The organism is Microbacterium sp. MMO-10, from assembly GCF_037148715.1.
Lineage (GTDB): Bacteria > Actinomycetota > Actinomycetes > Actinomycetales > Microbacteriaceae > Microbacterium.
Genome location: NZ_JBBCSV010000003.1, coordinates 101262 through 126172, shown reverse-complemented (window position 1 = coordinate 126172; position 24911 = coordinate 101262). Strand labels below are relative to the sequence as shown.

Annotated in this window: 23 protein-coding genes; 9 read left to right on the top strand and 14 right to left on the bottom strand. The window is 71.3% G+C overall.

Translation table 11 applies throughout. The features are described from left to right. Positions 1 to 2: 2 nt before the first annotated feature. Positions 3 to 1460 carry a TFIIB-type zinc ribbon-containing protein gene (locus tag WFJ17_RS09380; RefSeq protein WP_336648257.1) on the top strand — a complete coding sequence of 486 codons (1458 nt, stop codon included), beginning with the start codon at positions 3 to 5 and terminating at the stop codon, positions 1458 to 1460. Positions 1461 to 1462: 2 nt separating this feature from the next. Continuing rightward, entirely contained in the window at positions 1463 to 1756 is a 294-nt protein-coding gene (locus WFJ17_RS09375) for a hypothetical protein (RefSeq protein ID WP_251447351.1), read from the top strand. 39 nt (positions 1757 to 1795) lie between these two features. On the opposite strand, the gene WFJ17_RS09370 is transcribed toward WFJ17_RS09375, so the two are convergent. Genes WFJ17_RS09370 through WFJ17_RS09360 form a run of 3 tightly spaced genes read right to left on the bottom strand, consistent with a single transcriptional unit; the run spans position 1796 to position 4068 of the window. Then, positions 1796 to 2359: a DNA-3-methyladenine glycosylase I gene (locus tag WFJ17_RS09370; RefSeq protein ID WP_336648256.1), complete on the bottom strand. Its 564-nt coding sequence runs from the start codon at positions 2357 to 2359 to the stop codon at positions 1796 to 1798. A gap of 46 nt (positions 2360 to 2405) precedes the next feature. Further along, on the bottom strand, positions 2406 to 3248 hold the full coding sequence (locus WFJ17_RS09365; RefSeq protein WP_336648255.1) for a PfkB family carbohydrate kinase: 843 nt from the start codon (positions 3246 to 3248) through the stop codon (positions 2406 to 2408). A gap of 40 nt (positions 3249 to 3288) precedes the next feature. Further along, complete coding sequence (locus tag WFJ17_RS09360) at positions 3289 to 4068, bottom strand: GntR family transcriptional regulator (protein WP_336648254.1); 780 nt, start codon at positions 4066 to 4068, stop codon at positions 3289 to 3291. A 152-nt stretch (positions 4069 to 4220) separates the two neighbouring features. Here WFJ17_RS09360 and WFJ17_RS09355 point away from each other — a divergent pair, with 152 nt between their 5' ends. Both WFJ17_RS09355 and WFJ17_RS09350 read left to right on the top strand, forming a co-directional pair. Further along, positions 4221 to 5609: an MFS transporter gene (locus WFJ17_RS09355; RefSeq protein ID WP_336648253.1), complete on the top strand. Its 1389-nt coding sequence runs from the start codon at positions 4221 to 4223 to the stop codon at positions 5607 to 5609. 58 nt (positions 5610 to 5667) lie between these two features. Then, a complete protein-coding gene (locus WFJ17_RS09350) occupies positions 5668 to 6627 on the top strand; it encodes a nucleoside hydrolase (RefSeq protein ID WP_336648252.1) in 960 nt (319 codons plus the stop codon). Positions 6628 to 6746: 119 nt separating this feature from the next. Here WFJ17_RS09350 and WFJ17_RS09345 read toward each other — a convergent pair whose 3' ends face one another. From WFJ17_RS09345 to recQ, 3 genes are all read right to left on the bottom strand, one after another. Then, entirely contained in the window at positions 6747 to 8810 is a 2064-nt protein-coding gene (locus tag WFJ17_RS09345) for an acyl-CoA dehydrogenase family protein (RefSeq protein ID WP_336648251.1), read from the bottom strand. A gap of 167 nt (positions 8811 to 8977) precedes the next feature. Continuing rightward, positions 8978 to 11668 carry an aminotransferase class I/II-fold pyridoxal phosphate-dependent enzyme gene (locus WFJ17_RS09340; RefSeq protein WP_251447373.1) on the bottom strand — a complete coding sequence of 897 codons (2691 nt, stop codon included), beginning with the start codon at positions 11666 to 11668 and terminating at the stop codon, positions 8978 to 8980. Between the two features lie 210 nt (positions 11669 to 11878). Next, entirely contained in the window at positions 11879 to 13924 is a 2046-nt protein-coding gene (gene recQ / locus WFJ17_RS09335; protein WP_251447376.1) for a DNA helicase RecQ, read from the bottom strand. Between the two features lie 242 nt (positions 13925 to 14166). On the opposite strand from recQ, the gene WFJ17_RS09330 reads away from it, so the two are divergent. From WFJ17_RS09330 to WFJ17_RS09305, 5 genes are all read left to right on the top strand, one after another. Further along, positions 14167 to 14481 carry a GNAT family N-acetyltransferase gene (locus WFJ17_RS09330; protein ID WP_336648250.1) on the top strand — a complete coding sequence of 105 codons (315 nt, stop codon included), beginning with the start codon at positions 14167 to 14169 and terminating at the stop codon, positions 14479 to 14481. Then, positions 14478 to 15419 (top strand): pirin family protein, encoded by a 942-nt coding sequence (locus WFJ17_RS09325; protein WP_336648249.1) that lies wholly within the window; start codon positions 14478 to 14480, stop codon positions 15417 to 15419. The genes WFJ17_RS09330 and WFJ17_RS09325 overlap by 4 nt, the downstream gene beginning before the upstream one ends. Positions 15420 to 15495: 76 nt before the next feature. Beyond that, positions 15496 to 16041 carry an ECF transporter S component gene (locus tag WFJ17_RS09320; RefSeq protein WP_251447385.1) on the top strand — a complete coding sequence of 182 codons (546 nt, stop codon included), beginning with the start codon at positions 15496 to 15498 and terminating at the stop codon, positions 16039 to 16041. A gap of 76 nt (positions 16042 to 16117) precedes the next feature. Continuing rightward, positions 16118 to 18850, top strand: a complete 2733-nt coding sequence (locus tag WFJ17_RS18700) for an ATP-binding cassette domain-containing protein (protein ID WP_442927977.1) — start codon at positions 16118 to 16120, stop codon at positions 18848 to 18850. Between the two features lie 21 nt (positions 18851 to 18871). Continuing rightward, positions 18872 to 19747: a siderophore-interacting protein gene (locus WFJ17_RS09305; RefSeq protein ID WP_336648248.1), complete on the top strand. Its 876-nt coding sequence runs from the start codon at positions 18872 to 18874 to the stop codon at positions 19745 to 19747. A 91-nt stretch (positions 19748 to 19838) separates the two neighbouring features. Here WFJ17_RS09305 and WFJ17_RS09300 read toward each other — a convergent pair whose 3' ends face one another. The 8 genes from WFJ17_RS09300 to WFJ17_RS09265 form a co-directional block, all read right to left on the bottom strand. Next, on the bottom strand, positions 19839 to 20603 hold the full coding sequence (locus tag WFJ17_RS09300; RefSeq protein ID WP_336648247.1) for an ABC transporter permease: 765 nt from the start codon (positions 20601 to 20603) through the stop codon (positions 19839 to 19841). Beyond that, the gene (locus WFJ17_RS09295; RefSeq protein WP_336648246.1) at positions 20600 to 21397 is read right to left on the bottom strand and encodes an ABC transporter ATP-binding protein; all 798 of its coding nucleotides are present in this window, start codon (positions 21395 to 21397) and stop codon (positions 20600 to 20602) included. The genes WFJ17_RS09300 and WFJ17_RS09295 overlap by 4 nt, the downstream gene beginning before the upstream one ends. Then, positions 21394 to 21765 (bottom strand): DUF1048 domain-containing protein, encoded by a 372-nt coding sequence (locus WFJ17_RS09290; protein ID WP_251447398.1) that lies wholly within the window; start codon positions 21763 to 21765, stop codon positions 21394 to 21396. The genes WFJ17_RS09295 and WFJ17_RS09290 overlap by 4 nt, the downstream gene beginning before the upstream one ends. 1 nt (position 21766) lies before the next feature. Next, the gene (locus WFJ17_RS09285) at positions 21767 to 22126 is read right to left on the bottom strand and encodes a PadR family transcriptional regulator (protein ID WP_292887975.1); all 360 of its coding nucleotides are present in this window, start codon (positions 22124 to 22126) and stop codon (positions 21767 to 21769) included. A gap of 222 nt (positions 22127 to 22348) precedes the next feature. Then, entirely contained in the window at positions 22349 to 22714 is a 366-nt protein-coding gene (locus WFJ17_RS09280; RefSeq protein WP_336648245.1) for a type II toxin-antitoxin system PemK/MazF family toxin, read from the bottom strand. Beyond that, a complete protein-coding gene (locus WFJ17_RS09275; protein WP_251447406.1) occupies positions 22711 to 22938 on the bottom strand; it encodes a ribbon-helix-helix domain-containing protein in 228 nt (75 codons plus the stop codon). Before WFJ17_RS09275 ends, WFJ17_RS09280 begins: the two co-directional genes overlap by 4 nt. A gap of 59 nt (positions 22939 to 22997) precedes the next feature. After that, positions 22998 to 23447 carry a hypothetical protein gene (locus WFJ17_RS09270; RefSeq protein ID WP_251447409.1) on the bottom strand — a complete coding sequence of 150 codons (450 nt, stop codon included), beginning with the start codon at positions 23445 to 23447 and terminating at the stop codon, positions 22998 to 23000. 158 nt (positions 23448 to 23605) lie between these two features. Further along, positions 23606 to 24769, bottom strand: coding sequence for an acyl-CoA dehydrogenase family protein (locus WFJ17_RS09265; RefSeq protein WP_251447412.1), 1164 nt, complete (start codon positions 24767 to 24769; stop codon positions 23606 to 23608). Positions 24770 to 24911 lie beyond the last annotated feature (142 nt).

The window sequence follows — 24911 nt, the reverse complement described above, 5'->3', positions numbered from 1 at the left end:
CGATGTCCGACCCGTCTCGCCCGGGTGGATCCACCCCCGGGACGCCGCCCCCGCCGCCCCCGCCACCCCCACCGCCTCCGCCTGCCGCTCCCCTCCCCGAGGGCGCGGGCCCCTCGGCGTACGCACCCCCGGACGGGGACATCCCCCGCGAGCAGGCGACCGAGGAGACGCCGGCCGACGCGATGAAGGACGCCACCTGGGACGACGTGAAGAACGTGCGCGAGCAGGAGGCGAACGCAGGGTACGCGCCCGGCGAGGCGCCGCAGATCACCTACGACGAGCACGACGGGCCCCAGGTGATCCGCACCGGATCCGACAAGGGCGACGGGCTCGACAAGTGCCCCAAGTGCGGATCCACCGACATCGGCTTCGACATCGCCTCCGGCATGCTGTTCTGCCGCTTCTGCCGGCATCGCTGGGCGCAGGAGAACGCGGTCGCCGCGTTCGGGCTGGACACCCCGATCAGCGAGCTGCGCGGCCGGCACATCGGATCCGGATCCGGATCCATCGTTCCGGGAGTGGACGAGGTCGTCACGTTCAAGTGCCAGGCCTGCGGCGCCGAGATCGCGATCGACACCGCGCACGCGATGCAGGCGCGATGCCACTGGTGCCGCAACACGCTCTCGGTGAATCAGCAGATCGACAACGGCGCGGTGCCCGACGTGGTGCTCCCGTTCTCGCTGCCCAAGGACGAGGCTGTCGCGCGCATCGCGGAGTTCGTGAAGAAGCGGCGGTTCTTCGCGAACCGCCGGTTCACGGCCCAGTTCGCCCCCGAGAACGTGATGGGCGTGTACCTGCCCTACCTGGTCGTCGACTTCAACGCGAACGTGCAGTTCGCCGGCACCGGCGAGCACACGACGCGCAAGTACACGGTCGGTCAGGGCGACGACCGCGAGACCCGCTACGACTACGACGTGTACCAGGTGGGCCGCACGTTCTCGCTCTACGTCGACGACCTGACGATCGAGTCCGCCGCCGACAAGCGGGACTTCGAGGCGAGCCGCAACACGAACAACATCATCAACGCGATCATGCCCTTCGACACCAAGAACGCGGTGCGCTACGACGCCAACTACCTCTCCGGCTTCACCTCGCAGCGCCGCGACCTCGACCTCACCACACTGTTCGCCCCCGCGCAGGAGCAGGCGGAGGACATCGGCCGGTTCCGGGCCGCGGAGACCGTCGGCTTCTACGACCGCGGGGTGCGCTGGGAGCAGCAGGACATCCACGTCGTCGGCGACCGTTGGATCTCGGCCTATCTGCCGGTCTGGCTGTACAGCTATCTGGAGACGAAGGGCAACGGCCGCCAGCTGCTGCACTACATCGCCGTCAACGGGCGCACGGGCGAGACGATGGGCTCGGTGCCGATCAACACGACCCGGTTGTGGATCTTCTCCGGCATCGCCGAGGTGTTCGGGATCATCGGCACCGTCCTGACCGGCTTCATCTTCTGGAGGTGACGATGGATCTCTCCGGCCTGCTGTTCTCCGGGGCGCTGCCCACGATGATCGTGCACGCCTCGTCGGGCTCCTCGAGCGACGGGAGCTGGGTTCCGCTGCTGTTCCTGCTCACCGGCCCCGCGTTCTTCCTGTTCCAGTACCAGCGCTACCGCAACACCGACAAGCGGCACCACCACGAGACCGAGACGGCCTCGGAGGTGGCGAACCCGCAGGGCTACGACCAGCCGGTGCGCAGCGTGACCGGCGCCCGCGAGGCCCGCATGGCGGGTGCGAACGAGCGCGAGGTGCGCGGCTGAGGGAGTCCTCGTCCGATGCGCGGCGCAGGGCCCTCGGGCTCAGACGGCGCGCCAGCAGCCGACGAGGTGGTCGTCGACCATGCCCGCGGACTGCATGAGCGCATACATCGTGGTGGGACCGACGAAGCGGAACCCGCGCTTGCGCAGCGCCTTGCTCATCGCCAGCGACTCCGGCGTCACCGCCGGGACGTCCGTCATCGAGCGCGGGCGGACCTCGGCGGCGGCGGGGGCGAACGACCACATGAGCTCGTCGAACTCTCCGCCGGCCATCTCGCGCACGAGCCGGGCGTTGCCGATCGTCGCCTCGATCTTCGCGCGGTTGCGGATGATCCCGGCATCGGCCATCAGACGCGCGATGTCGTCCTCGCCGAACTCCGCGACCACCGCGGGATCGAACCCCGCGAACACCTCGCGGAACCGCGGGCGCTTGCGCAGGATCGTGATCCAGCTGAGCCCCGCCTGAAACCCCTCGAGCGACATCTTCTCGAACAGCGCGCGATCGCCGTGCAGGGGCGTGCCCCACTCCTCGTCGTGATAGCGGCGGTACTCCGGATCCTCTCCGGTCCAGGGGCAGCGCACGCGGTCGTCGGCGGGGATCGTCATGACGACCAGGGTAGGCGAGGGCCCCGACATCCCGGCGGGGGTGCGGTCATCCGGCCGGCAGGTACTGCTCCAGCCGGGCGAGGCGCGGCTGCGAGCGCGGGTCGGCCACCGCCGCCGCGCCCACGGCGCAGGCGCCCGAGAGCGCGCGCTGCGCGTCGACACCCGAGGCGAGCGCGATCGTCAGTGCGGCGCAGAACGCGTCACCCGCGCCGACGCTGTTCACCACGCTCGTCTTCACCGCGGGCGCCTGCGCGACGAGCTCCCCGTGCTCGAAGAGCTTCGCGCCGTCGCCGCCGTAGGTGACGGCGACGCGTCGCGCGGTGCGCAGCGCGGGCAGCAGGGCGTACTCGGTCTCGTTGACGATGATGAGGTCCGCCCGCTCGACCACCGCGGCGGGCAGGTCGAGCGCCGGCGCCGCATTGACCGCGAAGTAGCCCGGTGCGGCCGCGGCGAGCGCGGAGATCACCTCCATCGAGATCTCCAGCTGCGCGAGCACCGCCTCGTCGGATCCGAAGACGACGCCGTCCAGGCCCACCTCGCCGTTGGCGCCCTCGCACACCGCGATCTGGTTCTCCCCCGCCGCGTCCACGACGATGAGCGCCACTCCGGTGGGCTCCGTGCCGCGCCGCACTGCCCCCGTGTCGACGCCGGCGGTCGCCAGCTCGTCGAGCATCCAGGATCCGTCCTGATCGGGTCCGACTGCGCCCACCATCCGCACGGCGGCGCCGAGACGCGCGGCGGCTGCGGCCTGGTTGGCGCCCTTGCCGCCGGCTTCCCGCGACAGCCGTCCGCCGCCGACGGTCTCGCCCGGTCCGGGCAGACGCGCGGCGCGCGCGGTCAGGTCGACGTTGATGCTGCCGACGACGGCGAGGGCGAGGGGCGCGGTCATGGGGACTCCAGTTCAGACAGGGCGAGGGCGGGCGGGCGGGTCACTGCGCGGTCTGCACGACCGAGAGGACGCCCGCCTTCGCGGAGACGATGCACTTGGCGAGATACACGGGGGCTCCGCCCGACGAGGCGGTCTGCGTGAGGATGAGCACCGGCGAGTCCGGTGCGAGTCCGAGCAGGGCGCCGCGGGTGCGGCCGACGACGTTCGCGGTGATCTCGCACACCCCCGCGCCGAACACGGCGCCACGGGCGGAGAGCGCCGTCATCAGGCTGCTCGGATCGCCGGTCGCCTCCTCGAGCACGGCGGCGATCTGCGGATTCGCGTCGGTGAGGTAGCGCCCCGCGGGCAGGTGCTCCTGCAGGATCGCGATCGGCTCGCCGCCCCGCTCGACCACGCTCTCCCGGAACCAGGTGTTCGCCGCCTCATCGAGGCCCAGGTGGCTCGAGACGTAGTCGGTGGTCGGCTGCACGACGAACTCGGTCTGGCGCACGACGACGTCGTCGCCGCCCTCGGCGAGCGCGGCCTCGAGGGGGCGCAGCTCCTCCAGCCCCACGAGAGGGAGGTCCTCGGCGACGAAGCGCCCGATCCCGCGGCGGGTCCGGATCAGTCCGTCCTCCTCCAACAGCATGAGCGCTTCGCGGACGACGGTGCGGGAGACCCCGAGCGCGACGCCGAGCTCGGTCTCCCTCGGCAGCGCGGATCCCAGGGCGAAGACGCCCGAGCGGATCCCGTCGGCGAGGCGGGAGTACACCGCGACGCGGAGCGGCTGGCCGACGGGCGCGGTCAGCGGCCTGCCCAGGAACTGCTCCACGCCCGTCATCGGATCTCCTCCACCGCGCACAGCCGGCCCGTCGTCGGGTCGCGCTCGCCGTTCATTCAAGCATGGGATCACACTTTGCAGATGTTCTACCTCAGAGGTATAACATCATATAACCCGAGGTGGCGATGCCCCTCTCTGACGAAGGAGTCACTGTGCAGCTCTCCCCCGCCCCTGCCGCGCTCGACCGGCCCGAGCCTCTCCGCGGCGGCCGCTCCGTCCTGCTCGTGGCGACCCTGATCCTCACGGTCGTCGCCTTCCAGCTGAACTCGAGCATGATCAGCCCCGCGCTGCCCGACATCTCGAAGCAGCTCGGCGCCCCCATGGACGCGGTCTCCCAGGTGTCGTCGCTCTTCTTCCTCGCCGGGGCGGTCGGCGGCATCGTGCTCGCCCGCTGGAGCGACTTCATCGGCCGCAAGCGCGCGCTGCTCATCGTGCTCGCCCTCATCGCGCTCGGCACGGTGCTGTGCCTCGTCGCCCCGAACCTCCCCGTGCTGCTCGTCGGCCGGGTGCTGCAGGGCACCTCGAGCGCCGCGTTCCAGATCTCCTACGTGATCCTCGCCGAGACCCTGCCCGCCGCGGTCTTCCCGACCGTGCTCGGCGTGCTCACCGCGATCAACGGCGGCGTCGGCGGCGTCGACGGCTGGATCGGCGGCCTGCTCGCCGACGCCTACGGCTTCCGCTCGCTGTTCGTCGTGATCCTCGTCGTGGCGGTGGTCGCCATCGTCGCCGTCCTGTTCGCCGTGCCTCGGGACGGCGAGCCGTCCTCGTCCGGGCGCATGGACTGGTGGGGCGCGGCCGCACTGTCGATCGGCCTCATCTGCGTCACCTACTTCGTGTCGACCGGGTCGGGCCAGGGCTGGTTCTCGCCGCCCGCGCTGCTGCTCCTCGCGGGGACCGCCGTGTCCTTCGGCGCCTTCGTGATGATCGAGAAGCGCCGCCGCACCCCTCTCGTCGCCGTGCAGCACCTGCGCTCGCGTCAGGTCTGGCCGGTGCTCGTCGTGACGGTGCTGACCCTGTCGAGCGTGTTCGCGGTGATCAACTTCACCATCGTGATCCTCAGCCAGAACCAGGCGGTCGGCTACGGCCTGAACGCCTCGACGTCCGCGCTGCTGTACCTGACCCCGCCCGCGCTCATCGGCCTCGCCGCCGCCCCGCTGTCGGGCTGGCTCGCCGGCCGGGTGGGCTGGATCCCCATGCTGCGGATCGGCCTCGCGCTCTCGATCGCCGCGCTCATCGTGATCGCGCTGTTCCCGTTCAGCCCCTGGACCGTCTTCGCGATGTTCGCACTGCTCGGCGTCACCTACAACGGCGTCGTGCTCACGACGACCAACGGACTGGGCGTGCTGCAGTCGCCGAACGAGGCCCCCGCGGTCCTGCCCAGCATGAACGGCACCGCGTTCGGCTTCGGCGCGAGCCTCGGCATCGCCGTCGTCGCACCGTTCGTCGTGTCGGGCGGCTTCGGGGTGGCACTGTGGATCTCCGTGGGGATCAGCGTGCTCGCCCTCGTAGCGAGCCTGTTCCTGCTGCCCAAGACCGACTGACCCGCGCGCCCGACGCCGCCCCGAGCCCCCGACCCGTCCGCATCCCGAGGAGGATCCGATGACCGAAACCCCCACCGCGCTGTACTTCGACTGCGACACCGGCATCGACGACTCGCTCGCGCTCGCCTACCTGCTGGCCTCGCCCGAGATCGTCCTCACCGGGATCGGCACGGTCAGCGGCAACACCACCGCGGCTCAGGCCGCGCGCAACACCCTGGGCCTGCTCGCCCTCGCCGATCGCGATGACGTCCCCGTCGCGATCGGCGCGCACGACTTCCTCAGCCACGGGTACGACGGCGGTGCTCCGCACGTGCACGGCGACGACGGCGTCGGCGGCGTCGCCCTCCCCGAGCCCGCGCGCGCGGTCGCGGAGGGCACCGCGGCCGATCTGCTGATCCGCCTCTCCCACGAGCACCCCGGATCGCTGCAGGTGCTCGCGGTCGGGCCGCTCACGAACCTCGCCGCCGCGCTCGCGCAGGATCCGACGCTCCCCTCCCGGATCTCCCGGGTGACCCTCATGGGCGGGGCCGCGCTCGTGCCGGGCAACATCACCGCGCTCGCCGAGGCGAACATCGGCAACGACCCCGAGGCCGCGGCCGCGGTCTTCGCCGCGGAATGGCCCGTCGTGGTCGTGCCGCTGGACGTGACGATGGAGAACGTGTTCGAGGAGTCGCACCGCGACCGCCTCGCGGCTTCCGGATCCGCCGTCGCGCGCTCGGTCGCCGGGATGCTCGACTTCTACATGGACTTCTACCGTCCCACCTACGGACGCCGGTGCAGCGCCCTGCACGACCCGCTCGCCGCGGCGATCGCCGTCGGCACGGTGGTGCCGACGGTCGCCCCCGCGGTGCCCGCCCTGGTCGACACCACCTCCGGCCCCGGCCGCGGTCAGACGGTGTTCGACCTGCGCGGACAGCGTCTCGGCGCGGTCGACCACGACGGCGCGACCGTGCGCGTCGTGCTCGCCACCGATCTGCCGCTCGCCGAGCACCTCACCGCCCGCGTCGCCGGGGAGTGAGTCCGCGACGGGGTCGTTGAGCGAGGACGCCGCAGGCGACCGAGACGAAACGCGGTGCTCCGACGGGGCACCGCGTTTCGTCTCGCTGCGCTCGCTCAACGACCCCGGAGGGGAAGTGCTTACAGCTGGCGGGCCTTCTTCAGCGCCTTCTCGTCGACCGGGGCCTCGCCCGAGGCCTTGAGGTCGGCGTAGTACGCGCGGGCCTCGTCCTGGCGGATCTGCTCCGCGCCCGAGGCGAGAGGGGCCCGCACGTGCTCGGGCTCGTAGCCGAACGCGTTCACGAGATCGAGGGCGTGCGGACGCAGACGCGCGCAGAGCCGGTCGATGTAGCGCGAGACCGACGCCGCGCGCTGCGTCGACAGACGCCCGTTGATGAGGTACCAGGCGAGGTGCTTCTCGATGAGCTGCAGGCCGAACAGGTCGCGCAGCCAGGTGAGCACGGTCTTGCTGTCCTCGTCCTCGATGCGGCCGATCGCGTCCGTGAACGCCTCCCACTGCAGCAGCTCGCCGTGCGCGCGGGCCGCCTCGATGAGCTCGGCCTGGTTCTCGTTGAACAGCTTCTCGCCGAGCTCCTTGTCCTTGCCCGCGGCGCGCAGCCGCCCCGCGATGTCGGCGACCATCTGCTGCACCCGGTCGGACAGCAGCTCGTGCTGCTGCTCGGCGCGCAGCCCGTTCTCGACCGAGCGCGCCGTGGATCCGAGATCCGCGACCGCCTGCCCGAACTGGCGCAGCCCGGCACCGCGGAACACCCGTCCCGCGGTCTGCTCGACCGCGAACTTCGCGAGAGCCTTGGCGTCGGCGCCCGTGAACTGACGCGCGTAGTCGGTGAGCAGCCGCTTGCCGACCAGCTGGAGCAGGATGTTGTTGTCGCCCTCGAACGTCACGTAGATGTCGAGATCCGCCCGCAGGCCCACGAAACGGTTCTCGAACATGAAGCCGGCGCCGCCGCAGGCCTCGCGGCACTCCTGAAGGGTGTCCAGCGCGTGCCAGGTCGAGAGCGGCTTGAGCGCCGCCGCGAGCGTCTCCAGATCCTCGCGATCGTCCGGGGTGTCGGTGCGACCGGAGAACACGCCGTCGAACTTCTGCAGGAACTCGTCGTGCGCGAACAGCTGCGCGTAGGTGGTCGCCAGGCGCGGGAGCAGACGGCGCTGGTGCTTGCCGTAGTCGAGGAGCGTGGTCTCCTCGCCGCTCGCGCCGTTGAACTGGCGGCGCTGCGTGGCATAGGTGATCGCGATGTACAGGCCGAGGGCCGAGGCCCAGGACGCGGCGCCGTCGAGCGAGACCCGGCCCTGCACCAGGGTGCCGAGCATCGTGAAGAAGCGGCGTCCGGGGCTGTCGATCGCGCTCGTGTAGGTGCCGTCGGCCGCGACGTCGCCGTAGCGGTTGAGCAGGTTGGTACGGGGCACGCGCACGTGGTCGAAGCTCAGCCGGCCGTTGTCGATGCCGTTCAGGCCGCCCTTGAGCCCGTCGTCCTCACGGCCGATGCCGGGGAGGTCGACGCCGTCCTCGCCGCGCAGCGGCACGTAGAAGCAGTGCACGCCGTGGTTCACGCCATCGGTGATGAGCTGGGCGAACACGGTCGCCGCGACGCCGTGCAGCGCCGCGTTGCCGAGGTACTCCTTGGTCGCCGCGCGGAACGGCGTGTTGATCACGAACTCCTCGGTCGCAGGGTCGTACGTCGCCGTGGTGCCGATCGAGGCGACGTCGGAGCCGTGCCCGATCTCCGTCATCGCGAAGGCGCCCGGGATCTCCAGGCTCATGATCCCGGGGAGCCACCGGTCGTGGTGCTCCGCAGTGCCGAGCTGCAGCACGGCGGATCCGAACAGTCCCCACTGCACGCCCGACTTGATCTGCAGGCTCGGGTCGGCGGACACGAGCTCCTCGAACCCGGCGATGTTGCCGCCGTTGTTCTCCTCGCCGCCGAGCCGCTTCGGGAAGGCGCGGTGCACGGCCTTGTTCTGCACGAGGAGGTGCATCTGACTCAGCACGCGCTCGCGGTGCTCGTCCTTGCCGAGCGAGTCGTCGCGCCAGAACGCCGGATCCTTGATCATCTCGCGGGCCTCACGGCGGGTGTCGGCCCAGGTGCCGAGCAGCAGGTCTCCGACCGCGTCGACGTCGATGCGCGTCGCGGTGTCGTCCTGGGTGCTTTTCGCGGTGTTCGTCCGAACGGCGGCGTCGACCATGAGGATCCTCTCGTGAGGTTTCGGGGATGTCTTCATGGTAGGTCTGACACAACGTGAGGCGAAGGCCGCTGTGGAGATCCCCCAACGGAGCAGCCGGACGAGGATCCGGGTGGTTGTCGGCTCCCCACAGGATCGCGGTGCGGGCGATCCCCGAGCGGCCCGGCGGCTCAGCGGATCAGGCGGTAGCCCCGCACCGGGTCGAAGCCGTGGATCTCCCGGGTGTCCAGCGCGGCCATGAAGTCGAGCACCTCGGCGGTGACGATCTGGCCGGGCACGAGCACGGGGAACCCGGGCGGATACGGCGTCACGAATCCCGCCGAGACGGGGCGCTCGCCGTGCGCCACCCGCTCGCGCAGCGCCTCCGGGGTCGCGTACTCGATCAGGCCGCGGCGCTGCCCGTCGTAGAAAGCCGCCCGCAGATCGCCGTCCGGGAGCCCGGATCCCGCCGCGTACGCCGGCGCGAAAGCGCTGAAGTCGGGCAGCGGCGGCATGGCCGGTCCCTCCTCGAGGGGCGGACGCTCCCCCGAGGCGCGCTCGCGCTCGAACCGCTGCGCCAGCTTGACGAGCACCTCGACGAGGTAGGCGATCGCGCTGCGCGAGGTGCCGATGTTCGTCATGAACAGCACCGTGTTGCGACTGGTCTTGTTGACCTGGATGCCGTACTGGTCCATCAGGTGCGTGTGCTTGAAGGTGTCGCCGTCGACGCCCGTGCCGGTGATCTCGATCGTGACCCGGCTCGGATCGATGACGAACTCGTCCTGCGTCCACGCGCGCCACATCTCGGAGAACCCGTCGCGCAGCGGCATCGGCCGCCGCGTCTGCCGGTACTGCTGCGGGATGAGGTCGCGCGCGGTGAGCACCCGGAAGGTGCGCCGCAGCAGCGGATGCCGCGCCACCGACTGGGCGAGGCTGGTCGCCAGGTCGAGCTGGCGCTGCACGAGCTCGTACCCTTCGAGCTCGACCTGACGCCGGCCCAGATCGAGCGAGGCCAGGATCTGGTAGTTCGGCGATGTCGAGGTGTGCGTCATGAACGCCTCGTGGAAGGCATACTCGGCCTCCAGCGCCCAGTCCTGGTCGTAGACGTGGATCATGGATCCCTGCCGCAGCGCGGTGAGGGTCTTGTGCGTCGACTGCGTGGCGTACACCCGGATGCGCGCGTCCGGCGGCGGGATCAGCTGCTCGCTCCTCCACGCGTCGTCGTCGCGGGGGTCCCCCGTCGCCGGATCGATCAGACGCTCCCGCTGCGCCCGATACGCGGCCGCGTGCCCGGCGGAGCGCAGCGTCTCCTCGAGGCGCTTCGCCGCCGCCATCGCGGTGCGCTGGCGGGTGATCGGATGGAAGGCGGCGAACGCGAACCACGCCTCGTCCCAGAGGAACACCAGGTCGGGCTTGATCGCGAGGCACTCGGCCATCACCCGGGCCGGGTCGTAGACGATGCCGTCGAACGTGCAGTTGGTCAGCGTGATCAGGTGCACCTCGTGCAGCCGCCCCGCGGCGCGGTAGTCGAGCAGGACCTGCTTGATCCGGTCGATCGGCACGGCCCCGTAGAAGGCGAAGTCGTTCAGCGGGTAGGCCTCGAGGTAGGCCGTCCTGCCGCCGGTGAGCATGAGCGCGTGGTGGTGCGACTTGTGGCAGTTGCGGTCCACGAGCACCACGTCGTCCGGCTCGACGAGGGCCTGATGGACGATCTTGTTCGCCGTCGAGGTGCCGTTCGTGACGAGGAAGGTGCGCTGCGCGCCGAACGCGCGCGCGGCCAGATCCTGCGCCTTCTTGATGGCCCCGGTCGGCGCGAGCAGCGAGTCGAGCCCGCCCGAGGTCGCCGAGGTCTCGGCCAGCAGGAGGTTCATGCCGTAGAAGTCGGCGAGATCCCGGATCCACTTCGAGCTGACGACCGAGCCGCCACGGCCCACCGGCAGCGCGTGGAAGACCCCGACCGGGCGGCGGGCGTGGTTCTGGATGGCCGCGAAGAACGGCGCGTCGTAGAGGTGCGAGACCCGGCGCAGCAGCGACAGGTGCAGCTCGAGCTGGTCCTCGCGGCGGAACACGCGGCGGAACCGGTGCGTGAGCGCGCCCGCCAGATCCTCGATGTGGGCGCCCGCGACGAGGTACAGATCCACCTCGGGACGGAGCGCGTGCAGGGTGTCGGCGAGGCGGAGCACCCGCTGCACCGACGGGATCGAGCTGCGCGCCGCGGCGGGGGCTGCCGCGGCCTGCGCGTGGGCGAGGTCGACCGTCGCGTGCAGGTCGGGGCTGAGCGGCTGGCGCGTGCGGTCGCTGAACCCCGGCCGCACGATGCAGGCGAGGATGCCGGGGTTCGTGAGCAGCGCCGCGATCGCGTCGTCGGCCGAGGGCACGATCACCAGGTCGTAGATGAAGTCGTCGGCGTCGCTGCGCAGCCGCCGCATCTCGGCATGGGCTCCGTCGCGGTCGGCCTCGGTGGTCTCGTCGATCAGCAGCACCTCGAACCGCGTCCGCGGATCGTGGTCGTCCTGCTGCTCGGCCAGCTCGATCTCGTCGGCGGTCGGCTCCGTCGCACCCGGCACCGAGGTGCGGCGCAGGCGGTGCACGACCCGGCCGATGCGATCGAGGGCGCCCGCCGGGTCGCCCTGCTCGATGAGCTCGCCGATGCGGCGCACGTAGCGTTGTCCGAAACCCGCCCAGTACAGCTCGATCGTCTCGAGCGCCCGCAGGTTGCGCCGGATCTCCTCGGCGTTCGCGACGGCGTCGCGGGCTTCGCCCTCGAGGGCGAGGCGCTTCACCGCGAACCGCAGGAACTCCCAGGCGTCGGCACGCAGCCGCCACGTGCTGACCGGCATCCCCGGACCGGGCTCCCGCTGCTTGTCGGCGATGCGGATCATCGGCGGCACCCCCTTGTGCTGCACCGCCGGGCCGGACGATCGGGCTCGGGGTGGACCCCTATGGTGTCACTGTCGCGCACGCCCTCGCGAGTGTGTTTCACCGAGGTGACGACAGGAGGTCCCCTCGGGCGCGGGCCCGACCTCCTCGCCGCGGGCGCACGGCCGATTGTTGCCGCGGTGAGTCCCGAAGGCCCTCGCCGCCGGGCGGGGTCATCCCTCGGCCGCGATGACCTCGAGCACGGCCTCGCCGTACGCCTCGCGCTTCTTCTCGCCGATGCCGCTGATGCCCACCAGGTCGGACGCCTGCGCCGGGCGATGCTCGGCCAGGGCGCGCAGGGTCGCATCGCCGAACACGACGTACGCCGGCACGCCCTGTGCGCGCGCGGTCTGCGCACGCCAGGCCCGCAGCGCCTCGAACAGCCCCCGATCTGCCTCGGCGAGCGCCTCGGCCGCGTTCCTCTTGGCGGAGCGCCCTCCCCCGGCCGAACCCGCGCGGGAGACGACATCGTGGCGCAGCTTCACCGGGGTCGTCCCGGCGAGCACGCCGCCGCTCGCCTCGCTCACGGCGAGGGTGCCGTATTCGCCCTGCGCCTGCATGAGTCCCTGGGCGAGCAGCTGCCGCACGACCGAGCGCCACTGCGCGTCGGTGAGGTCGGATCCGATCCCGTAGGTCGCGAGCTCGTCGTGCCGGAACTTGCGGATCTTCTCCGTCGATGCGCCGCGGAGGATGTCGATGAGGTGCCCCGCCCCGAAGGACTGGCGGCGCTCGCGCTGCAGCCGGACGATCGTGGAGAGGAGCTTCTGCGCGGGGATCAGCCCGTCCCAGCTGTCCGGAGGGGTGAGGCAGGTGTCGCAGTTGCCGCACGGCTCCGCCGCCTGGCCGAAGTAGCCGAGCAGGTTCTGCCGACGGCAGTCGACCGTCTCGCAGAGCGCGAGCATCGCGTCGAGGTGCTGGTTCTGCCGCTGCTTGGTCGCGCGGTCGCCCTCGCCCTGCTGGATGAAGCGGCGCTGCTGCACCACGTCGCCGAGGCCGTACGCCATCCACGCGACCGAGGGCTCGCCGTCGCGGCCCGCGCGACCGGTCTCCTGGTAGTACCCCTCGACCGACTTCGGCAGATCGACGTGCGCCACGAAGCGCACGTCCGGCTTGTCGATGCCCATCCCGAAGGCGATCGTGGCGACCACGATCACGCCGTCCTCGCGCAGGAACCGCGACTGGTGCGCCGCGCGCGTACCCGCGTCGAGCCCCGCGTGGTACGGGATCGCGTCGAGCCCCTGCGCGCTGAGGTACTCGGCCGTCTGCTCGACCGAGGAGCGGCTGAGCGCGTAGACGATGCCGGCGGATCCCTCGGGCTGGCTCCGGATGAAGGAGACGAGCTGCTTGCGGACGTCGACCTTGGGGTCGATCCGGTACTGGATGTTGGGCCGGTCGAAGCTCGCGACGAAGTGCTTCGCCTGCGGCAGGTGCAGCCGCTCGGTGATCTCGCGATGCGTCTCGCGCGTCGCGGTCGCCGTGAGCGCGATGCGGGGGACGCCGGGGAAGCGCTCGGCCAGGCCCCCGAGCGCGAGGTAGTCGGGGCGGAAGTCGTGACCCCACTGCGACACGCAGTGCGCCTCGTCGATCGCGATGACGCTGAGGGATCCGCGCTGCAGGAGCCCCAGGGTCTGCGCGTTCGAGAGCCGCTCGGGGGCGACGTAGAGGAGGTCGACCTCGCCGGCGAGGTACGCCCGCTCGACCTCGGCGCGCTCGGCCGCCGTCTGCGTGGAGTTCAGGTACTCGGCGCGCACGCCGTTGGCGCGCAGGGCGTCGACCTGATCGTGCATGAGCGCGATGAGCGGGCTGACGACGAGACCGGTGCCCTCGCGGACGAGCGCGGGGATCTGGTAGCAGAGGCTCTTGCCGCCTCCGGTCGGCATGAGCACGACCGCGTCGCCGCCGGCGACCACCTGGTCGATGATCGCGGCCTGGTCGCCGCGGAACGCGTCGTAACCGTAGACCGTGGCGAGCGCGGCGAGCGGCGTGGGGAACCGGCTGGGCGCGGGAGCCGCCGGCGCCGGAGGCTCCCGAAGGGCGGCGGGAACCGGGAAGCTGCTCTGCGGGACCGCCCCCGGGGATCCCGCCCACTCGCCCTCCTCGGGCGGGGGCGCAGCCTCCCACGGCTCATCCGCGTAGGGCAGGTCGGCGTACGGGTCGTCGAGCGGCGCGTCGGACCACGGCAGATCCGCATAGGGGTCTCGCGGATCGTTCTGGGGCATGCCTCCAGCGTAACGAGGCGGGCCGACACCCGAGGCCGTTGTCCACAGGGCGCCTCGCCCATCCTGATTCAGGCTGGAGGGCGCAGAAGCGGACGGAACCGGGGACTTTCCGTCCTTCCGCCGCGGACCAGCCTGAATTGTGCGAGCGCCCCCGGGGGCACGGAGCCGGGTTCGTCCCGGCCCCGGCGCCTCCGTCCGGGCGTAGGTTGGACGCGAACCGCCGCCATCGACGAAGGAGCGTCATGCCCGAGACCGCCGTGACCCTGAACGAGGCAGAGTCCCGCTATGAGATCACCAGCGACGGCGAGCTCGCCGGATTCGCCGAGTTCCAGCGCCGCCCGGGGATGATCCTGTTCACCCACACCGAGGTGGATCCGGCGTTCCAGGGACAGGGCCTCGCGTCGAAGCTCGCCGCAGGGGCGCTCACCGACGCGGCCGCCACCGGCGACACGATCGTGCCGTACTGCCCGTACATCAACAAGTACCTGCGCACGCACGAGGTGCCGGGCGCCACGGTGCGCTTCCCCGCCGAGCCGTCCGCCGAGGACCCGGCATGAGCCTGCACGGCCCCCGCGCCGCGCTGCTCGAGGCGCGCGAGGTGCCCCTCGGCGGCGTGCGGGCGATGAACGTGCTGCGGGTGCTGCCGAGCAAGGATGTGCCGACCATCGGCGCCTGGTGCTTCCTCGACCGCTTCGGCCCGGCCGAGGTGCGCATGCGCGTCGAGCCCCATCCGCACATCGGCCTGCAGACGGTGACCTGGCCGCTGGTCGGCGAGATCCGGCACCGCGACACGATCGACAGCGACGTGGTCCTGCGCCGCGGGCAGCTGAACCTGATGACCGCCGGGAACGGCATCGCCCACTCCGAGTACTCGGTGGGCGAGGAGGCGGGGCCGCTCGACGCCCTGCAACTCTGGGTGGTGCTGCCGGACGGCGCCGCGACCGGGACTCCCGGGTTCGAGCAGCATCTGTCCCTGCCGGGGCTCGCCCTGCGCGCGGAGAGCGGATCCGACGCCCAGGTCACCGTGGTCATGGGCTCCTATGCCGGTGTCTCCTCCCCGGCGACCGCCCACACGCCCATCGTCGGCGCGGAGATCCGCGTGGCACCCGGCACGACCGTCGCGCTGCCCTTCGACCCGGCCTGGGAGCACGGACTGCTGCTCGTCACGGGCGACGCCCGCGTCTCGGGAGCCGAGCTCGCGGAGACCGCGCTCGACGTCGACGACGTGCTGTTCCTCGGCGACTCCCGCGCCTCCGTCACCGTGACGAGCGAGGGCGGGGCGCTGCTCTTCCTCCTCGGCGGCGAGCCCTTCGAGCAGGATCTCGTGATGTGGTGGAACTTCGCCGCCCGCAGTCACGAGGAGATCGCGCAGGCGCGCGAGGACTGGGAGGCCGGATCCGACCGGTTCGGCCACGTCGTCGGGCACGGCGACGAGCGGATCCCCGCACCGCCGATCCCGCCGGTGCGTCTCATGCCGCGACGCCGGCGGATCTGAACCCTCCGGGGACGGGTGCGACCCGGGGCCGGTTTCTCCCGGCCGCCCTGTCCGACGCCGCCGGTACGCTGGACGGGTGCCCGCCGCCCGCTCCCCGCTGCCCACGCGGATCCTGCTCGTCTGCGCCGCCATCGGGGTCGCCACGGGACTCCTCGGCGCGGCGGCCGGGTGGGTCACGATCCCCGTGATCGCGGGCGCGCCCTTCGCCTACGGGCTGGTGCTGGGCTCGCATGTGCTGCCGGGCATCATCGCGCAGGAGGTGCTGCGCCGACCCCTGGTCGCGCTGCTCACCCACGTGCTCGCCGCGCTGGTGGCGAGCGCCTTCAATCCGATCTGGTTCCCGCGCTTCCTCGGCACCGCCCTGCTGTTCGGCCTCATCCAGGAGGGCGTCGCGGCCCTCACGCGGTACCGCGCCTGGGGTGCGTGGCGGTTCTTCGTCTCTGCCGCGATCATCGGCGTGATCATCGCGGTCGTGGTGTTCTTCGCCGTGGACCTCGACAAGCTGCCGCTCTGGGCGCGGATCATCTACCTCCCCCTGGCGGTGCTCGGCCCGATCGCCTGGACCGCGATCGGGCTGCGGATCGGGATCTCGCTGCGCCGCGCCGGCGTCGCCCCGCACTGAGCGCGCATCCGATCGTCTGCGACGCCTGCGTCGCCTAGGTTAGGCTTGCCTAAGCAAGCTTCCCGATCGGAGCCCCATGCCCCCCGCCCCGCTCCTGCGCGTGCGCGATCTCACGATCACGCATCGCGGTGCGGACGACCCCGCCGTGCGGAACCTGTCCTTCGACGTGCGCGCCGGCGAGGTCGTGCTGCTCCTCGGCCCCTCCGGATCGGGCAAGTCGACTCTCGCGCTCGCGCTCGGCGGCCTGATCCCCCACTCGCTCGAGGCCGGGGTCATCGGATCCGTCGCGATCCGGGGCCACGACACCGCGACGACCCCGGTCGCCGTGCTGAGCCGCGACGTCAGCATCGTCTTCCAGGATCCGGATGCGCAGATCGTCACCGGATCCCTGCTCGACGAGGTCGCGTTCGCCCTGGAGAACCTCTGCCTGCCGGTCGCAGAGGTGCTCGATCGGGCGGAGCGGGCCCTGCGCCGGATGGGCCTGTGGGAGCGCAGGCACGAGAATCCCGACCGGCTGTCCGGCGGCGGGAAGCAGCGCCTCGCGATCGCCGCCGCCCTCGCCACCGCCGCGCCCGTGCTGATCCTCGACGAGCCCACGGCGAACCTCGATCCGGAGGGCGCCGCCGAGGTGCACGCCGCGCTCGCCGACATCGCCGGCCCCGACCGGGCGATCGTCCTCGTCGAGCACGATCTCGACGGGGTGCTGCCCCTGGCGACCCGGGCTCTCGTGCTCGACCACGAAGGCCGGCAGGCCTTCGACGGCCCCGCCGCGGAGGTGCTCCGCGCGCACGCCGACGACCTGATCGGGCTCGGGGTGCGCCTGCCCACCGCCGCCCTCGCCGCACGAAGGCTGAACGCCCGGGTACCGGGGCTGCGGGCGGATCCCCTCGACCCGCTCCCGCTCACCGCCGCGGAACTCGAGGACGCGCTGCGCGACCGGGATGCGGGTGCGCCGCTGTCCGGCCGGGACCCGGATGCGCCGCTGTCCGAACCTCCGTCGATCCCGCAGACGATCGGCGCATCGCCCGCGAAAGACCCCGGATCGACGGAGTTCGACGCCACCACCACCGCCTCCACCACGACCACCACCGAGCCGATCATCACAGCGCGCGGCCTCGAGGTGGTGCGCGGCGGCGTCCCGGTCCTGCACGGCGTCGACCTCGACATCGCCCGCGCCTCGATCACGGCCGTCATCGGACCGAACGGCGCGGGCAAGACCACGCTCGTGCAGGCGCTGGCCGGCGTCGTGTCCCCGCCGCGCGGTCGCGTCCTCCTCGACGGGATCGATCCGGCGACGGCGTCGCCGCGCGCCCTCGCCGCCCACCGCGGCTTCGTGTTCCAGAACCCGGAGCACCAGTTCATCGCGCACACCGTGTTCGACGAGCTCGCGCACGGGCTTCGACTGCAGCACACGCCGCCGGCCGAGATCGCCGAACGCGTGCAGGCGATGCTCGACCGATTCGGCCTCGCCGACCAGGCCGGGACGCACCCCTACCTGCTCTCCGGCGGCGAGAAGCGCCGTCTCTCCGTGGGCACCGCGCTCATCGCCCGCCCGAGGATCCTGGTGCTCGACGAGCCGACCTTCGGCCAGGACCTCCGTCGCACCGACGAGTTGCTCGCCCTGTTCCGCGAGCTGCGCGCCGAGGGCACGACGATCCTCCTCGTCACGCATGACCTCGATCTCGTCGTGCGGCACACGACGCACACCGTGCTCGTCGAGGGCGGATCCGTCGTCGCCGCGGGCGCGACGCCGGCACTGGTGCGCGATGGCGGCATCCCCCTCCCCGCGGCCTATGCGGCGATCCCGCCCGCCCTGCGGACCCTGCTCTCCGACGACGCGGCACCGCCGCGCACCCCGTCCGGCGACGACGGCCCGAGCACGGCAGCCGGCGGCGACGCCGGCGCAAACCCGGCGGACGACGACGCCCCGAGCACGGCAGCCGGCGCCGTCGCGCGCCCTCCCGGCACCCCGGCGGAGAACCCGGCCGCCGCGCGCACCGACGACGACCCTCACCTCGATCCCTACGCCGCGCCGCATCCTCCGCACGCCTGGCTGCACCGCCTGAACCCGCTCGCCAAGCTCGGCGCCGTGGTGCCCGCGATGGTGGTGCTGCTGTTCGTGCGCGACCTGGCGACGCCGACGGCGTTCCTCGCGCTCTCCTATGCCGTCGTCCTCACCGGCGCCCGCCTCACCGGACGCGTCTGGGCGCTGCTGCTGGCGGCGGTCCCCGCGGGCGTCCTCGTGCTCGCAGCCGCCATGGCGCTGTGGACGGATCCGGCGCGGGTCGCCGCGACCCCGGAGGTGCTGCGGATCGGCGGCTGGGCGCTGCATGCCGGCGCCCTGGAATCGGGGCTCGCGACGGGCCTGCGGCTCGCGGCGATCCTCGGACTGGCGCTCATCCCGGGTCTCACGACCACCGGCCCCGACCTCGCGCGCGCGGGGGTGCAGCAGCTGCGGGTGCCCTACCGGATCGGCTACACGGCGCTCGCGGCGTACCGGTTCGTGCCGCGGTTCGGCTATGAGCTCGGCGTCATCCGCGCGGCGCATCGGGTGCGCGGAACCCACGGCGGACGGGGCCCGTTCGCTCGGATCGCACGCGGCTGGGGGTACATCGTGCCTCTGCTGGCGAGCGCGATCCGGCATGCCGAGCGCGTGGCGCTCGCCATGGACGCGCGGGCCTTCGGCGCCTATCCGACCCGCACCGAACGGCACGAGGTGCCGTTCGGCGGGCGCGACATCGTCTTCCTCGTCCTGATGCTCGCCGCATCCGCGACGATCTTCGCCCTGTTCTTCCCCTGGCGGCTCTGACCCGACCCCGAAAGGTTCCCGATGGCGTACAGCAAGATGGTCAAGCCGGCCTCGGCCGGGCTCGTGCCCCTCACCGTGCTGCGGACGGAGCGGCTCGCGCCGCACTGGATCCGCGTCACCTTCGGCGGCGGTGAGATCGAGCGGTTCACGCCGATGGGCTACGACCAGTGGTTCCGGCTTTTCCTGCCCGTCGGCGGCGACGCGGGGCTCGGCCGCGTGCCGGCGAAGGCGAACAGCACGCTCGGCTACCTGAAGTTCCTGCGCATCCCCGACGGCGAGCGCCCGGTCATGCGCAACTACAGCGTGCGCGCGTTCCGGCCCGCGACGGCCGCCGCCGGCGCCGAGCTCGACGTCGACTTCGTGCTGCACGGCTCCGCCGCCGAGGGGACCGCGGGCCCGGCGTCCCGCTGGGCGGAGACCTGCAGCCCCGGCGAGCCCGTGCTCGTCATCGACGAGGGACTCACCTTCAACCCCGCGCGGGGGACCGACCGGGTCGTGCTCGTCGGCGACGAGACGGCCCTCCCCGCGATCGCATCGATCTGCGCCTCCCTTCCCGCGCACGCGACGGGATCCGTGCTGCTCGAGGCGCCGACCGCCGAGGACGCGCTCGACTTTCCGCATCCCGCCGGCATCGCGGTGCACCGGATCGTGCGCACCGCGGCGCACCGGCCGGGATCGCGCGTCCTCGCCGCCCTGCGCGACCTGTCGCTGCCGGACGCACCGTTCCACGCCTATGCCGCCGGCGAGCAGGCGCTGGCCTCCGGTGCGCGCAAGCTGCTCGTCGGCGAGCGCGGCGTCGACAAGGAGCAGGTGAGCTTCTGCGGGTACTGGCGGATCGGATCCGCCTCGCCCGCCTCTCGCGCCGCACGCGAGGCCGCCGCGGTACCGCTGAACTGAGATGGCGCCCGAACCGCCTCGAACCGCCTCCGGGCGCACGGGGCGCCGAAGGCGGTTCGATCCGGTTCGGATCAGCCGGTCGCAGCACGGCTCAGCTGATCCTCTTCCGGTAGATGACGATCGCGGCGGCATAGGCGACGACCAGGATCCCGACCATCCAGGCGAGTGCGATCCCGATGCTGGATCCCACGGGCCGGCCGTCGAACAGCGCGCGGATGGTGTTCACGATCGAGGTCACGGGCTGGTACTCCGCGAACCAGGCCACGGGCCCGGGCATCGACGAGGTCGGCACGAACGCCGAGCTGATGAACGGCAGGAAGATCAGCGGGTAGCTGAACGCGCTCGCACCGTCCACGGTCTTGGCGCTCAGGCCCGCGATCACGGCGAGCCAGGTCAGCGACAGGGTGAACAGGATGAGGATCCCGGCCACGGCGAGCCACGCCCCGACCGAGGCCCCGGTGCGGAAGCCCATCGCGAACGCGACGCCGACCACGATCGCCACCGAGACGATGTTCGCGACGAGCGAGGTGAGCACGTGCGCCCAGAGCACGCTCGATCGCGCGATCGGCATGGACTGGAACCGCTCGAAGATCCCGCCCTGCAGGTCCAGGAACAGCCGGTACGAGGTGTACGCGATGCCCGAGGCGATCGTGATGAGCAGGATGCCGGGCAGCATGTAGTCGATGTACGACTGGTCGGATCCGGTGTGGATCGCCCCGCCGAGCACGTAGACGAACAGCAGCATGAGCGCGATCGGGGTCACCGCCGTGGTGATGATCGTGTCCGGACTGCGCAGGATGTGCTTGAGCGAACGGCCGGTGAGCGTGCCGGTGTCGCTGAGGACGTGACTGGTCATTTCGATGCCTCCTTCTCGGTCTGGCTGCCGGCCGCCGACGGGCCGACGAGGGCGAGGAAGACCTCCTCGAGGGTGGGCTGCTTCTCGACGTACTCGACGGTCGTCTGCGGCAGCAGCTTCTTCAGTTCCGCGAGGGTGCCGTTCTGGATGATGGTGCCCTCGTGCAGGATCGCGATCCGGTCGGCCAGCTGCTCCGCCTCGTCGAGGTACTGCGTGGTGAGCAGCACCGTGGTGCCGCCGTGCGCGAGCTCCTTCACGGTGTCCCACACCTCGATCCGCGCCTGCGGGTCGAGGCCGGTGGTCGGCTCGTCGAGGAAGATGATCGGCGGATCGCCGATCAGGCTCATCGCGATGTCGAGCCGGCGACGCATGCCGCCGGAGTAGGTGCCGGCGCGGCGCCCTCCGGCGTCGGTGAGCGAGAACCGGGCGAGCAGGGCGTCGGCGACGGATCCGGGATCCTTCAGGTGACGCAGCTTCGCGACGAGCACGAGGTTCTCCCGGCCGGTGAGGATCTCGTCGACGGCGGCGAACTGCCCGGTGAGGCTGATCGCCTCGCGCACTGCGTTCGGCGCCGCGGCGACGTCGTTGCCGTGCACGGTCGCGGATCCCCCGTCGGCCTTGAGCAGCGTCGACAGGATCCGCACCAGCGTGGTCTTGCCGGCGCCGTTCGAGCCGAGCAGGGCGAAGATGCTGCCCCGCTCGACCTCGAAGTCGACGCCGCGGAGGACCTGCAGGTCTTTGAACGCCTTGGTGACGCCCCGCACGCGGATCGCGGGGGCGGCGAGGGTGGTCATGATCGGTTCCCCTTTCCTTCGGCGTCGTCGATCGCCTTCGCGAACCGGGCGCGCTCCTTGTCGATCCACTCGCGGCCGGCGTACGCCTTGGCGAACGTCTCGGCGAAGTCGACCGGGTCATCGCCGACGATGTCGCGCACCGGGGTGCGGTCGACGGCGGCGCGCTCCCAGAGATCGGCCATGTCGGTGTACATCTGCACCATGGTGTCGCCGTCGGTGATCCCGCCGGCGTACATGAGATAGCGGTGCATCGCGGTGGCGGCCTCCGCATAGGGGGACGGAAGGGCCTCGATGCGGGCCTTGTCCTGCTTGTACTGCTTCTTCTGCTCGAGGGACCCGGTGAGGGCTTCGATCCACTTGGCGGCCATGTCAGGCTCCTTCATTCATGTCGGTCGTGCGGGTGCTGTCGGTGCGGCGGAGCTGTTCGATGTGCTCTGCGAGGAAGCTCCAGGTCCTCCAGAACTCGGCGAGCTGATCCCGCCCCTGCGTGTTGAGCGAGTACACCTTGCGCGGCGGCCCCTTCTCGGACGGGACCTTCTCGACGTCCACGAGGCCCCTCTGCTCGATGCGCACCAGCAGCGCGTAGACGGTGCCCTCCGCGATGTCGGAGAAGCCTCCGTCCCGCAGCCGCGTGGTGATCTCGTATCCATAGGCCGATCGCTCGGCCAGGATCGCCAGGACGATCCCCTCGAGGGTGCCCTTGAGCATCTCGGTCATCTGACTCGCCATCGCGATCGCCTCCTTCATCTACTCAGTGATGTTGACTACTGGTAGACAGTAACACTGAGTACCGGTACATAGCAACACTGAATACCGAAGTTCTTCCCGCCGGGTTTCCCGCAGGCGGCCGCGCACGGAGAACGCCCTCGGATCCGTGGATCCGAGGGCGCCGGACGACACCGCAGGACGCCGCCGGGCGTCACGTCGCCCGGAGCTCCGCGCTTGCAGGACCTAGAGCGCCAAGTGAACGCGGAGCGCCTCGTCGAGTGCACCCATGAGCTCCGCGGGGACTGCGCCGACCGGCCGCACGACGCGCTCCACGGCGATCGTGCGGACCTGCTCGGCCTGGGCTTTGGCATCGCGATCGAGCCCGGTCGCCTCCGCAGGGAGCAGCACCTGGAAAGGCAGGATCCGGTCCGTGTTCGACGTCAGGGGCACGACCGTGATGGTCGCTCGGATGCTGCGTCCGGCGACCGCGTTGGCCGTGTTGTTGGTCACGATCACGGCCGGACGAGTCTTCCTCGCCTCCGAACCCACCGCCGGATCGAGAGAGACCAGCACGATCTGTCCGCGCCGAAGCGCCCAGCCCTCGTTCACGCGGACGCGGGCGCGAGCCCGTCCCCGACGGCTCCGTCCCACTCCCGGTCGTAGCCCTCGGCATAAGCGGCGGCATAGGCATCGGCGAGACGACTCTCCCGCAGCAGGCGTACCGCCTCCTGGGTGGCGGCCGAGCGGGAGGCGTAACGCCCGTCGCGCGTCTCCGCGTCGAGGAAGGCGAGGTCCTCCTCGCTCAGGCTGAGACTGACCTTCACGTGCGCCACACCCGGGATACTACCAAAGTAGGAGTTCTCTTCCTACCCCTGCGGCGACACCGGCATGCTCAGGCCCAGTCGTCGGCGTGGAGCTGGCGCACACCGTACGCGTGCAGCAGGAACTGCGCCCGCAGCGGAACGCCGAGCGACGACGCCTGCCGCCGCATCGCCCGGGCCCAGAGACGCACATCGTCCTCCTCTCCGCCCACCCGCGCATCGCCGACCCGCTCCCACACGAGCACCACGGCGGCATTGCCGGTGATCTCACGGAGCATTCCGATCCGGTGCGCGAGGGCCTGCGCCTGTGCCACGTCGCCGAGATCGTCGATCGGCACCACCTCGAGCGGGTCGGAGGGATAGTCGGCCATCGGCATGAGCGGCTCACCGAGCCGCCCCCGGCCGTCGATGAAGAGCAGCCACAGCTGCCGCTGGTTCGCGCGGTGGAGCAGCAGCTCCACCGCGTCGCGGAGGTCGTCATCGTCATCGAGCGCGAGATCGCGCAGAGCGTCGGGATTCATGCGCTCAGCCTGGCGGCCCGGCGAAGCGTCCGGCCGGCCGCCCACGGGATCGGTGGAGAACTGCTCCGGATCCGCGATTGTGGAGGACGATCCGGCACGGCGACGAGAAGGGCCCCCGGATCCGTGGATCCGAGGGCCCTTCTGCGCTCAGGAGGCGTTCAGCGCTTGCCCGCGATCTGGCGTCCGACGAGGTCGCGCATGATCTCGTTGGTGCCGCCGTAGATGCGGTGCACCCGGGCGTCGGTGAAGGCCTTCGCGATCGGGTACTCCATGATGTAGCCGTAGCCGCCGTGGAGCTGCACGCCGGTGTCGAGCACCTCCCACTCGCGCTCCGTCGTCCAGAACTTGACCTTCGCGGCGTCCTCGGCCGACAGCTTGCTGTCCTTGTAGGCGAGCAGCGCGCGGTCGACGTACGCCCACATCACCTCGGTGGTGGTGACCATGTCGGCGAGGCGGAAGCGGGTGTTCTGGAAGTCGGCGATGCGCTCTCCGAACGCCTCGCGGTCCTTCGTGTAGGCGATGGTCCAGTTCGTCGCCGCCTCGGCCGCGGCCGCCGCGGCGACGCCGATCGACAAGCGCTCGAGCGGGAGGTTCATCATGAGCTGGATGAACCCCTGACCCTCCTTGCCGCTGATGAGGTTCTCGTCGGGGATGAAGACGTCGGTGAAGCTGAGCTCGGCGGTGTCCCACCCGTGGAAGCCCATCTTGCTGAGCTTCTTGCCCTGGTCGAAGCCCTCCATGCCCTTCTCGACGATCAGCAGGCTGAACGCGTCGGGCCGGTTGCCCTCCCCCGTCTTGACGAAGGTCACCACGATGTCCGCCGTGGTGCCCGAGGAGATGAACGTCTTCGCGCCGTTGAGGATGTAGCCGCCGTCGACCTTCTTCGCGTTGGTCTTGATGCCGCGCAGGTCGGAGCCGGCGCCGGGGTCCGTCATCGCGAGGGCGCCGAGCACCTCGCCGGTCGCCATGCGGGGCAGCCACTTCGCCTTCTGCTCGGGGGTGCCCATGTGCACGAGGTAGGGGACGGCCAGGTCGTCCTGGATCCCGAAGGCACCGGCCAGCGACCCCGCACCTGCGGCGATGACCTCCTCCATCACGATGGTGCGGAAGCGGTAGTCCTGCAGCATGCCGGCCCCGCCGAACTCCTCGGGCACGGAGAGCCCGATCAGGCCGGCCTCGCCCGCCGCGAGCATGGTCGCGCGATCGATCTCGCCGGCCGCCTCCCAGCGGTCGATGGCCTCGTTCGTGACGTGGCGGCCGATGAAGTCCTTGACGAGACCCCGGAAAGCCTCGTGATCCTCGTCGTAGATGTCGCGTTCCATCGCGCTCCTCCAGATCGTTGATGCGTCTTCGCACTGGCGATCCTATGCGGGATCCCGCGGATCCCGGCGTCGATTGTGGGAATGCATCCCACCCCGCGTGAGACTCCGTGTCACGTTTGTGCGATGGGTCCATACCCCGGAC